The 13234-nt window shown below is 54.8% G+C and carries 10 protein-coding genes; all 10 read left to right on the top strand.

The window, feature by feature from the left end; genetic code table 11:
* Window positions 1-62 precede the first annotated feature (62 nt).
* A complete protein-coding gene (locus LEPIL_RS12590; protein ID WP_002772915.1) occupies window positions 63-1088 on the top strand; it encodes an SAM-dependent methyltransferase in 1026 nt (341 codons plus the stop codon).
* A gap of 39 nt (window positions 1089-1127) precedes the next feature.
* A complete protein-coding gene (corA, locus tag LEPIL_RS12585; RefSeq protein ID WP_002772913.1) occupies window positions 1128-2081 on the top strand; it encodes a magnesium/cobalt transporter CorA in 954 nt (317 codons plus the stop codon).
* 203 nt (window positions 2082-2284) lie between these two features.
* Window positions 2285-3883, top strand: coding sequence for an Ig-like domain-containing protein (locus LEPIL_RS12580; protein ID WP_211208645.1), 1599 nt, complete (start codon window positions 2285-2287; stop codon window positions 3881-3883).
* A 138-nt stretch (window positions 3884-4021) separates the two neighbouring features.
* Window positions 4022-4519, top strand: a complete 498-nt coding sequence (locus tag LEPIL_RS12575; RefSeq protein ID WP_002772909.1) for an Hsp20/alpha crystallin family protein — start codon at window positions 4022-4024, stop codon at window positions 4517-4519.
* Between the two features lie 6 nt (window positions 4520-4525).
* On the top strand, window positions 4526-5245 hold the full coding sequence (locus LEPIL_RS12570; protein ID WP_002772908.1) for a M24 family metallopeptidase: 720 nt from the start codon (window positions 4526-4528) through the stop codon (window positions 5243-5245).
* Between the two features lie 119 nt (window positions 5246-5364).
* The gene (locus tag LEPIL_RS12565) at window positions 5365-6801 is read left to right on the top strand and encodes a circularly permuted type 2 ATP-grasp protein (protein ID WP_002772906.1); all 1437 of its coding nucleotides are present in this window, start codon (window positions 5365-5367) and stop codon (window positions 6799-6801) included.
* Window positions 6795-7727 (top strand): alpha-E domain-containing protein, encoded by a 933-nt coding sequence (locus tag LEPIL_RS12560; protein WP_002772905.1) that lies wholly within the window; start codon window positions 6795-6797, stop codon window positions 7725-7727. Before LEPIL_RS12565 ends, LEPIL_RS12560 begins: the two co-directional genes overlap by 7 nt.
* A 1-nt stretch (window position 7728) precedes the next feature.
* Window positions 7729-9906: a transglutaminase family protein gene (locus LEPIL_RS12555; RefSeq protein ID WP_002772904.1), complete on the top strand. Its 2178-nt coding sequence runs from the start codon at window positions 7729-7731 to the stop codon at window positions 9904-9906.
* Window positions 9903-12311: a circularly permuted type 2 ATP-grasp protein gene (locus tag LEPIL_RS12550; protein WP_002772903.1), complete on the top strand. Its 2409-nt coding sequence runs from the start codon at window positions 9903-9905 to the stop codon at window positions 12309-12311. Before LEPIL_RS12555 ends, LEPIL_RS12550 begins: the two co-directional genes overlap by 4 nt.
* The gene (locus LEPIL_RS12545; protein ID WP_002772902.1) at window positions 12304-13149 is read left to right on the top strand and encodes a transglutaminase family protein; all 846 of its coding nucleotides are present in this window, start codon (window positions 12304-12306) and stop codon (window positions 13147-13149) included. The genes LEPIL_RS12550 and LEPIL_RS12545 overlap by 8 nt, the downstream gene beginning before the upstream one ends.
* Window positions 13150-13234: the final 85 nt, after the last annotated feature.

The raw sequence follows: 13234 nt of genomic DNA, 5'->3' as shown, positions 1-13234 counted from the left end.
AGTGATATGATTTTTAGTGAGTTTAATCTTCGTGAAGTAATTCTTAATGAGGTCCTCTCTGTATGAACTTTGAAGGCATACTGAATAAAGATATGATTCCGGATTGGATGCTTCGCCGGGGCGTGCATCTTTTGAACAAACAGCGGATTCGCGAAGAACGCGAACCGAATCCGCAGCGCCAGCGGGCCCGGCTGATGAAGATGGTAGAAGAGCTGCGAGTCAGCCCGATCGCCATCAAAACAGGCGAGGCAAACGAACAGCACTATGAGGTGCCGACGGAGTTCTTCGAGCTTGTGCTCGGTCCGCATCGCAAGTACAGCTGCTGCTATTACGAAAAAGGCGATTCTCTTGAACAGGCCGAGCGGCGTATGCTTGATCTGACAATCGAGCGGGCCCGTATCGGCGAAAAGATGAAGGTGCTGGATCTCGGCTGCGGATGGGGATCGTTTACGCTCTATCTGGCGCAGAAGATGCCCTCCGTTCAGATTACGGCCGTGTCTAACTCCCGTACTCAGCGACGTTATATCGAGGGGCGCTGCAGGCAGCTGAAACTGAAGAACGTGAAGGTGATCACCGCCGACATGAACGACTTCACGATTCGCGAGAAGTTCGATCGCGTCGTCTCTGTCGAGATGTTCGAGCACATGCGCAACTACGATCTTCTCTTGAAAAAGGTGGCCGGATTCCTGAAGCCGGGCGGCCTTCTCTTCGTGCATATCTTCGTCCATCGTGAGTTCTGTTATCCGTTCGAGGTGCGCGACGAAACGGACTGGATGTCGAAGTATTTCTTCGCCGGCGGAATCATGCCTTCGCAGGATCTGCTTCTTTTCTTTCAGAAAGATCTGCGTATCGAGAGCCAGTGGCATGTGGACGGCACGCACTATCAGCAAACATCGGAACACTGGCTCGAAAACATGGATCGTCATCGAGAGCGCATCACCGAGCTTTTTGCCGAAACCTACGGCGCCGATCAGGCCCTGACGTGGATCGTGCGCTGGCGTCTGTTCTTTATCGCCGTCGCCGAGTTCTTCGGAACCGACCGCGGTCGCGAATGGTTCGTCAGCCATTATCTTTTTCGTAAGCCGTGAAAGGATTGGCAGGGCGCATTCTGCCGGCAGAACGGCAGAATGGCCCATACCGTCGTCTACAGGTCGGAGTCCGGCGTCGTCTTTGACGACAGGCTTTCTATTCTGCAGTTTGTCGAGCCCGAGAAGGTGCTCTGGGTCGATATCATTCATCCGGACGAAGGCGACCGTTCGCTTCTTACGTCGTATTGCGGTGCGGTTTTTCAGCCGCAGAGCCAGACCGAAGAGATCGAGTCGAGCTCGCGCTTCGTCGACATGGAAGAGCAGGTCATTATGAACTCGCACTTCCTCTATCAGTCCGACGAAGAGTACCACGCCTTCGGCGTGAACTTCATCATACGAAACAACATCCTGATCACGACTCGCTTCACCGAGCTGCGGTCCTTTTCAGAGGTGCAGCATCGCATCCGGTTGAATCCGCGTCCGTATCATACGGGATTCCATATCGCGGTGGCCCTGTTCGAGCTTCGCGTGGATTTCGACGCCGACCTGCTCGAAAGCATCGTGAAGCGAACGTCGAAGGCGGCGCGAACGATAACGGCCGATCGCAATCTGCAAGATGAGTCGCTGCTCAATATCGTCCGCCTTCAGGAGATGACGATGCGCATCACCGAAAGCGTGATCGATAAAGAGCGCGTCGTGCTCTCCATGCTGCGCTCGGAGTGGTTCCCGCCCGATTGTAATGCCCGTCTGCAGATTCTTCTAAAAGATATCGAATCGCTGCGGCAGCATGCGGAGTTTAACTTCAATCGCCTGGAGTATCTACAGGATTCGCTGCTCGGTCTGATCAATCTCGATCAGAACCGCATCATCAAGATCTTCTCGGTTCTTGCCATCATCTTTATGCCTCCGACGTTGATCGCAAGCGCCTATGGCATGAACTTTCGTTTTATGCCCGAGCTGGAGTGGATCTTTGGTTATCCGTTTGCTCTGTTTCTGATGATCGGCTCTTCGGTGTTGACCTATCTGGTCTTCCGGCTTCGCCGCTGGCTTTGAGCGAATCCTGCGACGCAGAGGTTTCTCCGGGCATCACTTTGTGCTTTCTTTTTTGAAAAGATGCGCCAGGCTGACATTGGAGTCAACCGTTCATGCGATCAAATGAACTTATGTCGATTTTTCATGTAATGTGCCATGTGAAGCAACGTCTTTCTCTGTTCTTTATGACGGCTTGCCTGCCCCTTTTTTTTCTGGCGGCATGTTTGCCATCATTGCCCTCCGCACCAGATGGCTCGATATTCGGACTTTTCTCTGAAGCTGGTCTTACGGAGGATGGAGAAACGACGGCTCCGCCAACAACGCCACCGACGGATCCGCCGACGGCTTTTCCTGCACCCGCTATCCTGTCGTTCACTCCTCCATCCGGAGCTCTTGCAACGACCGATGCCATCCGTATCAGATTCAATCGCACTATGGACACAGGCAGCTGTTCGACGACGGGATCGATCGGTACGGCAACGGCGACCTGGAGCACAACCGTGTATCCGAACGATACGGTGACGTTCACCGGCGCCTGGGTGACAGGCATGGAGCGCTACTTCGAAGTAAGCGGATGCGCAACTCCCGATGCACTTGCCGTTGGCTCACAGTATCGCATATGGAGCGTTTTTAATTCGGGGACGCTGCGCTACGTACGTCAGGGCGCCTCGGCGCTGAACGACGGCCTGACGGCCTCTACGCCGATCCCCGATCTGCAGACGGCTATCGACGCCCTAAGCGGATGTGCCGGCGCCTGTGCCATCCTGATTCATGAGGGTACCTACACGGCATCGTCGCCGATTCAGATGAAAGAAAAGGTTTCCCTGTTCGGTAGTTACGAATCGGGGTTTTCCGCACGCCGCACGAAGGACTACGACTCAATCATCGAGCGTTCGGGATGCGTCGATCCATGTATAACGCTTTTTGCCGATAATACGGTAAGCAGCGCTACGATCGTCGAGGGGCTTCGTGTTCAGGGCGGCGCCGGTTCGGCGACAAGCATCGCCTTTGACGTTAGCGGATGCCCGACGATTCAAATGAATCATATTAGAGGGGGCGGCGGTTTCACACAGAGCATCGGCCTGCGTTTGAACGGCACCTGTGCGACGTCCGTGGAACTGAATATCATCAGAGGCGGAGATTCACCGGATACGGCGACGGCTTTGCTCGCGGGCGATACTCCCATGACGGTGAACGGCAATTACATCTATGGCGGTACCGATCCGGCTGCAATCGGAACGGGCATCGCCCTTTCGGGGACGACGACGAATAAGCTCATCGTTAACAATATGGTGTACGGCGGCCCTGTTCTTAAGTCTGTTGGTATGAATCTTGTCGGCACAGGCACGCTGCTCAAGATCTATCACAATACGATCATCGCAGGCAATGCAAGCACGACGACTTCGATCGGAGTTCAGGTCGATTCGCAGCTGGAGGTTTTTTCGAACCATATTGAGGCCAGCGGCACGAACAGCTTCTGTGTTTATGAGGCGGACTATCTTCCCGCTTCCTCATTGAAACTTGAACGAAACAATCTCTGGAATTGCACGGTAGTGCTCTTTGATTATGATACGGCCTCTGATCTGACTTCTATCGCAGCGTTAACGGCGGCGGGCTATACGTTGAACTACCGACTTGCTCCGGCATTCTTGAATCCGGCTGGCAACGACTTTCGATTTACGGATTCTTCTCCCTGTTTGCTCACACAGGGCGGACACCCCGGTCCCCTTTATGCTGAGGATGGCTGGGGCTCGTCACGCCCCGGCGCCGATGGCTTTACAAGCGTAGGAGCGTACGAGCATGACGGAGCTTGCGTGCCTTAAAACCGAGCGTTTCTGCATCCGAAAAAAATTCTGATTGCCTCGCAAAAAAGAAATTGATCCGTCCCGCGTTCTGATGTAGAAACGGGAAAGCAATCCGTTAAGAACCATTTCTTGTATAGCTTGTAGGGAGGTATTTGTATGAAGGATTTGATTCCCGAATGGGCGAAGGACCGCTCTGAGTTGATGCGACGCGATATGGAGCAGTACTTTAACAACATGCAGCGTGAGATGGACCGACTCTTTTCTCCGCTGATGGGGCGCATGCAGAGCGGCCTTGGCGAGGCCGAGACCTTTATGCGTAAGTTCATGCCTGCCGTAAACGTCTCAGAGGATGAAAAACAGATTATCGTGAAGGCCGAGCTTCCGGGCCTTGAGGCAAAAGACGTGGAGGTTTCCGTTGCCGACGATCGCCTGACCATCGAGGGCGAGAAGAAGTTCGAGAAGAAGAGCGATAAAGAGGACGTCCATCTTATGGAAAGCGCCTATGGCGCCTTCAAGCGTGTGATTGCTCTGCCCGACTCCGTGGATTTTTCGAAGGTCGAGGCGACGTTCAAAAACGGTATACTCACCGTTCAGCTTCCGAAGAAGGCCGACGCTACGAAGCCTTCGAAGAAGGTCGATGTGAAGCAGGCCTGAAATCCTGTGCCGTCTTCTGATACTCTACATGGCCTGATCGCAGCGGAACAGAATGCGATCAGGCTGTTCGATTTGATAGAGCAAAGGCAGATTCTTAAACCGGGCCAGACCGAAGAGCAGGCGACGCAGGCCATCTTTGATCTGGCCCGAACAGAGATGGGCGTGCAGCGCTACTGGCATAAGCGCATCGTTCGCAGCGGGCCGAACTCCGTCCTGCCCTACGATCATAACCCTCCCGATCGAGTTATCCAGGAGGATGACATCGCATGGATAGATCTGGGCCCCGTTTTTGCCGAGCGCACCGCTGAGGGCGAAATCGAATTCGAGGCCGATGTGGGTCGCACCTACGTCTTCGGCGGCGATGAGCGAAAGCACCGGCTAAAGAGCGACACCGAGCAGGCCTGGCATCGCTGCGCCGAGGCCTTTCGAGCAAATCCGCTGATAACCGGAGCAGAGCTTTTTGCCTTAGCCTGCGAACTCGCCCGACAGTCGGGCTGGCAGTTCGGGAATCGCATCGCCGGGCATCTCGTTGACGCCTTTCCGCATGTGAAGTGGCACGGGTCGGACGATGTGCAGTACATCTGTGCTGAGAACCCGCATCCGCTTCGATCGATGCGTAACGGTAAACATCGGTTCTGGATTCTCGAGATGCACTTTGTGGACGAAGAGCGCCAGATGGGGTCCTTTTTCGAGCAGCTCTTCGTCGATGGGCCGGCATCTGCCTGAAAAAAGGGCAAGGTGCTTCGCCTGCGTGTCCGGTTTCGGCGGATAACTGCCTTCTGCTGACAGATTGTGCAGATTTGCCTGGCACCACTTTTGCTCTGTATTCGAGGCAGAGGTGCGCCATGCTAACCGAATACAAAACCGAATCCTTCTATGACGAGATGTTTCTGGAGTCGGGCCAGATACGGCCCTCCTACCGTCTTTTTAAAGAAAAGATGGATTTCTTGAGCACCGAGGAGCTGCGTCGCCGCAAGAGCACGGCCGAGCGAAGCTACTTTAACCGCGGCATTACCTTTCAGGTGTATGGCGACCCGGCCGATCAGGAGCGCATCATCCCCTTCGACATCATTCCGCGAATCATTCGTTCCGACGAATGGAGCAGTATCGAGCGGGGATTGAAGCAGCGTATTATGGCGCTCAACCTTTTCATTACCGACATCTATAATGAGAAAAAGATTCTGAAAGACGGAGTCGTCCCCGAAGAGGCCGTCTATTCGAGCAGCGGTTATCTGCCGCAGTGCGAGGGCGTTGTGCCGCCCAGAGGCGTCTGGGTACATATCACCGGCGTCGACCTCGTGCGAGACGGCGAGGGCGTCTTTCGAGTGCTTGAGGATAACCTGCGCTGTCCGTCGGGCGTCTCTTATGTGCTTGAGAACCGCGAGATATTGCAGCGGACGTTACCCGAACTGAGTGATCGACTGAGCATCCGCCCGATTCTCGATTATCCGCAGCGACTGCGGAACATGCTGGCCTCGTTTTCGACGATGTCTGATGCCGGCATGGCCGTCATGACGCCCGGGCCTTTTAACTCCGCCTACTACGAGCATTCGTTTCTGGCCCGTAAGATGGGCATTTCGCTCGTCGAAGGCCCCGATTTAGTTGTGCGCGATGATCGTCTTTTCATGAAGACGACGAAGGGACTCAAGCCCATTGACGTGATCTACCGTCGTATCGATGACCGCTTCCTTGATCCCGAAGCGTTCCGTCCCGATTCCATACTTGGCGTAAAAGGCATCTTTGAGCTCTGGAAAAAGGGACGCATAACCCTGGCGAACGCACCTGGCGCCGGTGTGGCCGACGATAAGGCTATCTACGCCTTTGTGCCCGACATCATTCGCTACTATCTTAACGAAGAGCCGATACTGGCGAACGTTCCGACTTATCTGTGCTACAGGAATAAGGACCTTGCTTACGTACTCGACCATATCTCTGAGCTTGTCGTGAAGACGACGGACGGAGCGGGCGGATACGGCATGCTCATCGGACCGCAGGCCGGCGCTGATGAAATCGCAGATTTTAAAGAGAAAGTGAAAAACGATCCGAAGCATTATATCGCTCAGCCGGTACTCGCGCTTTCGCGCATTCCGACGCTTGTCGATGGCGGGCTTGAGGGAAGGCATGTGGACTTCCGTCCCTATATTCTCTATGGCGACGATATCTATGTGATGCCGGGCGGACTGACCCGGGTCGCGTTACGCCGGGGATCGCTTGTCGTGAATTCGTCGCAGGGCGGCGGAACGAAGGACACATGGGTGATTTCCGGAGACGTGGCATGCTGAGTCGCGTAGCCGAGAACGTTTACTGGATGAGTCGCTATATAGAGCGGGCTGAGAACTATGCCCGCTTTATCGACGTGAATTTTCAGGAAGGGTTAGATGTCGAAGATCCGCTTCTGCGGCAGTGGTTTCCGCTCGTCGAGACGACGGGTGACGCCGCCGCCTTCGCCTCTCGTTATCCGTCTAAAGAGCGTGCGGACGTTCTTCGCTTTCTCGTCTTCGATCGTGAGAACCCGAATTCCGTCGTGTCTTGCGTCGCCCGGGCACGCGAGAACGCCCGCACGATTCGCGAAGATATTTCCACCGATATGTGGGAGGTGTTGAACGAATTCTATCTTTCTCTGCGAGAAATTGAGTTGCCTTCGGAGCATGCGATGGATGCCTTCGTCGAAATTCTTCGAGAGGTGCGGAAATCCTGCCTGCTTTTTTACGGAACGGCCGATGCGACGCTTTCTCACGACGAGGTATGGCATTTTACCATGCTCGGTCGCTATATTGAGCGAGCCGACAAGACGACGCGTATCCTTGATATGAAATACTTCATTCTTTTGCCGGGCCCGGCCGATGTGGGGAGCTCGCTCGATCTTGTGCAATGGATGTGGGTGCTCCGATCTGCCAGCGCGCATGAGATGTTTAACCGTTCTTTCTCTAAAGTATCTCCCGGCTTCGTCGTACAATTCTTGCTCTTCGACCGCAACTTTCCGCGTTCCGTGCGACATTGCGTTCAGGAGATACGCGACACTCTGCCGTGGGTTGGTGAAGATGCATCGACGCCGACGGCGATGGTCAGGCAGTTTCTTTCTGATCTCGATCATGCTCGAATGGAGGAGATACTGCAGACGGGAATGCATGAGTACCTTGATGAAATCCAGATTCGCCTGAATCGACTGGGTCTGTCGATCGAAGAGCGTTTTTTTCGGAATCAGTGACATGGGAATTCGCTACGCCTTCACGCACCGTGTCTTTTTTCGTTTCGATCGGATTCACGATGTTCCGGGAGCCACATTCAGGCTCCTGCCGCTTGCTACAAGTCGTAACATCCTTTCGCAGGCCATCGATATAAAGCCGGCCCCGTCCAGACTGCACAGACATACGGATGCCGAGGGGAATCCGATTCTTCGTGTCGATTTTGCACAGGAGATGCCCGAACTTCAGTTAACCGTAGACCTGCTTCTTGATGTGGCAGGGGTGGAGGACGTCGATCCATTTAAGGACTTTGATGCGAGCAGGCGGGCGTTCCGGACGATAAAAAAGACCGATCCATTACTCGGATCTGCCGTCATAGGAGAGGCGTTACCCGATCTGATCGCCGAATGGATGGACGATATCTCGCTTCCGTGCGTTGACCCTGAATTCCCGCGTGAATGTGCGCAACTTTTGCGCGAGCGCATGCGGTTATTTTTGCCGTTGCGGCCCGGCATACGAAATCTTGCAGAGATCGCCGCTGATGGAAAGGCATCGGCTTCAGAGATTGCTCAGCTTGTACTGGCCATGCTGCGTAAGTGCGGTCTTCCGTGTCGCTTCGTTTCCGGTTATTGTTTCGATACCGATAATTCGAAGGCTGAGCTTCGGGCCTGGATTGATATCTTTCATCCCGAGGCGGGTTGGTTAGGCCTTGATCCTGCCCTCAATCGCTGGACGGGCGATTCTTACGTTGCTCTGTCCAGCTGCCTGCATCCAGAAGAGGCGTTGCCGTTTGAGAAGGAACTTCTGGATAGCGCAGACTTCAGCGAATATTATGAGCTGAAACGTTTGCAAGGAAGCGCCGCAGAAGGCGGGCGTGAGATCGATCGAACTCTTGACCAGGTGACCGAGGACCTTGAACGCCGCCTTCGTCGATCCGGCTTTCGTATCCAGACGGCATCGACTTTTTCTTTTGCTGCTGGAGACGTGAATCGAATAGCGACGATGATCCGGGATTTCTTCTTGCCTGAAGGAGAAGTCCGACAGGAGGAGCGGCGTATGTTTGTGCACTCTTCCGGTTCCACTTCCGATTCAATTGAAGAGAAAGGGTTCGGCATTATCGAGAGCGAGGGTCGGCTTGAAATAGCTACGCCATTTTTCCTCGGGCTTTCCGATGCGGCGAAAAAAACCGCCGCTCTCTTTTCGCTCTTAGAGCGGGAAGGACTGGCTCCGATGCCCGGGCCGCATCGTCTGCGTATCGGTTCTGCGACTCGCGAAGAAAGTCCGTTTCTACAGAAGAGGGATCTGCTCGCCTTATGGATCGGGTTCTGGCAGAGTCGTCCTGCGCTGTCTTATCTTTTGAGAGCGGATCGTCCAGGCCCGACATCGGCCTCGTTTCTTCCTGGAGAGCTGCATCCTCTGTGGATTCAGGAGTTAGTCATTCTGACGGCGAGGGCGAAGAGAGCGGAGGCCGCCTCGCTTGAAGCTCTTTACGGTGAATTTTTACCGGCTTTGAACGCCGGCTGGGTCCGTCTTGATCGGCTTTTCGGGGCAGGCGATGCGGGGTATATCGAGCAGGATCTCTGTGCGGCCCTTACGCCTGTTGAGGCACAACTACAGCGATTGTTGATGCTCGCCGTATTGATTCTTCTTCTGAATGAAGAATCGGATGGGTTTCAATCCTCTGATGATCTCTATGATCGATCGCTTTTACCTTTTTTTGCATCTCAGGACCTGAAAGATATTCTGGAAACGCTAAGTCGACTCGGAATCAGCCTGAATGCCGGAATGTTCTCGTCACTTATTGATCGAAGGTATCCGATGTTAGGCGAGATGGTGTTCGAAGAAATGACTCTATCTTTTCGCGAAGCGTTGGAGCCGTGCCTGCATTCGGCGAATTCGGGACGCCTTGAGGTCAGAGTGCAGGCCTTAAGGGAGAATCGGTACGTTCTTCTCTGTAACTCCCTTCGCGTTCCGTTGATTTCGGTAGAGGAGCGCGGTCATGCCGTTGCGGGCGTTCGCTACGACCGTGCCTCTGCGCTGCACTTCGATATCTACGACCTGTGGAACCGCAGAGTCGTTTCGGGTTGTCGTCTGGATTCCGGCCGCTTCAGCGCCGGCGTGCATTCCGTCCAGCTGCACGGATATAGCGAGCGTATCGACTTGCGTTATCCGACGACGCTTGATCTGCGGCGGGATGTATGATCGTGGATCGCCTTCAGTATCGCCCGGTGAGCGGTATGTATGATGAGGTCGTCTTACCGGACGGCCATGTTCGAGAGGCCAGCGTGCCGATCGTCGAAGCGTTTTCGAGTATGGGCATGCCTGAGCTGCAACATAGAAAAGAGCAGGCGGAGCAGCTGCTTCGCGAGAACGACGTAACCTATACTATTTACGATCGCGGCGGTGAGCGTCCCTGGCAGCTTGATCTGTTTCCCGTCGTTATGCGCAACGATGAATGGATGAAGCTTGAGCGCGGACTCTTACAGAGGGCCGAGCTTTTCGAGCGCATCGTGCGCGATCTTTACGGCCAGAGAAGGCTGCTGAAAGAAGGAGTGATTCCTCCCGCCGCGGTCCTCTCGGCTCCCGGGTTTCTGCGTCCTGCCGACGGAATGCTTTTTCCTGATGAACCGGCGCTTTTCTTTTTTGCAAGCGATCTTGCGCGCAACAGGGCGGGAGATTTCGAGGTACTGGCTGACCGCATTCAGGCTCCGTCAGGTTCGGGATATGCGCTTGAAAACCGCATCGTTCTCAGTCGGGTACTCGCCGGCCTCTATCGTGAAAGCAACGTCCATCGGTTGGCGGGCTACTTTCGATCGTTGAAGGCGAGTTTACAGAATCCCGGTCGGCGCAGTGATTCGCTCGATACTCCATCTGTTGCGCTGCTTACGCCCGGTCCGCAGAACGAGACTTATTTCGAGCATGCCTATCTTTCAGGGTATCTGAATTTTCCGCTTGTCCAGGGAGAGGATTTAATCGTTAGAGACCAGCATCTTTTCATGAGGACGGTTAACGGTCTCGAACGAGTCGACGTTCTGTTGCGTCGCGTTGAAGATCAATATCTGGACGCTACGGAATTGCGCGGAGATTCGCTGCTGGGCGTACCGGGGCTTCTTGAGGCGATCCGGGCGGGGCATGTACGCTGTGCGAATCCGGTTGGTTCAGCCGTTCTTGAAGACCGATATATTTTTCCTTATCTCAATCGCATGTGCCGGTTCTTCTTCAAGGAGGATTTAATTCTGCCGAATGCCGAGACGCTATGGCTGGGCAATGCCGCACATAGATCTCGCTTTTTCGACAATCCCGGTGAGTACGTCGTGAAGTCTTCTGACCGAACGATCCCTCCCGTATTCCCGGAGGATATAGAATTCTCTCTGCAAGAGATCCGTACCTGCCCGCAGCGATATGTGGCGCAGCGGATTCTTCCAGGCTCTACTTCGCCGGTTTTTCATGATTCACGGATCATGCCCGCTCGATCGCTGTTTCGTCTTTTCACGACGGCAGGGGAATCGGGATTTCGCGTGATGCCCGGAGGACTTGTAAGGGTTTCGAGCGATCTGAGTTCGCGAGCCGTCACCAATCAGAGCGGAGCTGCAAGCAAGGATCTGTGGATTCTTTCGGACGAGCCGGTTCGGGCCATCACTCTTCTCGGGGAGAGCGTGCCCGAGGCTCGAATCAGGCGCGAGAATCGTATTCCCAACCGAATCGCCGATGACTTCTTCTGGATGGGACGTTATGCAGAGCGATCAGAGAATGCCAGCCGGCTGTTTCGCGAAGTCGGGCGCACCGTTCTCAAGTATGAGAATGGAGATCTCGGCTCAGACGAGGCCGTCTCGGTATTCGCTCTGCTGTTGCGTTATACGGAAGCGCCGGCGCATCCGCCCTCATCTGAGTATCTGCAGAGGATTTATACGGGCGACGGACAGTGGAAGCAGGGGCCGGCCTGGATACACCGGGCCTTCCTGAATACCTGTAGGTCGTTGCGATCCTATCTTTCGGATGACGCTCGTACCGTCATTGCCCGTCTTCGCGTTAACCCCGAGCAGCGCGGCAGCGAGGCGCTTTTCTCGCTCGTGCAGGATCGCATTATCCTTCTGGGCTCTCTGTCGGGGCTTCTGCGAGAGGGAATGACGCGAGAGGACGGCTGGACCTTTATCGACGTCGGTTCGAGGATTGAGCGAGCGCTGCACATCCTCTCGATGTGTGCACAGCTTCTTTCCTATGAAAAGGAGGAGGCTCTACCTTCGGTCGTTTTGAATGCCGGCGACCTGCGTATAACCTATCGCCGAAGGTTCGGTAATGTCATCGATCTGGATTCCGTGTTGAGGCTTCTTCTTTTTGAGGAGAGGAGCCCGCGATCGCTGATCTGGCAGTTGCAGCGGATTCATGAATGCGTCCTGCGCCTTCCGGCCGCCGGGCTTGCCCGTTCTGCTCTTGATCAGATGGCTGAACGTCTTAGTTTGCCGATGACATCGACGGAGGATCGGGCGACCATGCTTGCCGCATTGCAGACGCTACAGCTTCAGATCGAACAACTTGCCGACCGTATTGCGACGATTTACTTTCCTGCCGGCGAACGTCCCATGTCAGTGGAGTTTCGCGATGGCTGAATTTCGTATCGATCACAGAACGCGTTATGAGTATTCCGAAACCGTCGCTCGATGTTACAATGTGGCCGTTATCCGCCCTGCGCACCGGAACGGCCAGCTCTGCCTTTCATCCGAGCTGGAAATCCTTCCTCGCCCGTCTGACATTGCGATGAGGCGCGATTTCCACGGCAACGAACGATATCATTTCTCCGTCATGGAAGAGCACAGATCGTTGACGATACATTCGCGCAGTCTTGTTCGTACGGCGCCGGTTTCGCCGGCTGGGCGCGAGAGTTACCCCGGCGAATATGAAGGGCTTTATGATGACGCGGAGTTGTGCGAGTTCCTGCTTCCGTCGCCGCTTGTTCCCGTCCGTCGTGCACTGGCGCGATTTGCCCGTCCGTTCTTTCGCGAAGGCGTGCTTGCCGGTTGTCTTGAGATGAGCCGGTACATACGTCGGAATTTCCAGTATAAACCCGGCGTGACTTCCATTCACACATCGGTTCCCGAGACGCTGCGCCTTCGCGCCGGTGTCTGCCAGGATTTTGCCCATCTGATGATCGCCTGTTGCCGCTCGGCGGGAATTCCCGCTCGTTATGTAAGCGGTTATATCGAGACGCGTCCGGCACCGGGTCAGCAGCGTCTTCTTGGCGCCGATGCAACGCATGCCTGGTGCTCGATCTATGCGCCGGGGCAGGGATGGTTTGATTTTGATCCGACGAATGGAAAGGCACGGACTGATGAATATATCGAAACGGCTGTCGGGCGTGATTTTACCGACGTCTCACCGATGCGAGGAATCGTCTTCGGCGGAGGACGTCCTTCCCTGCATGTCGCTGTCGACGTGATTCGACTGTGATGATCCGAGTTTTTTTCCCGTCAGGAACAAGCAGAGGAGGTGTAGCGAAAGTAAACGAATAGAAAAGGGCTTTACAGCGCGATCT

It is taken from the genome of Leptonema illini DSM 21528 (assembly GCF_000243335.1).
GTDB classification, from domain to species: Bacteria; Spirochaetota; Leptospiria; order Leptospirales; family Leptonemataceae; genus Leptonema; species Leptonema illini.
This window is presented reverse-complemented; position numbering and strand designations above follow the sequence as displayed.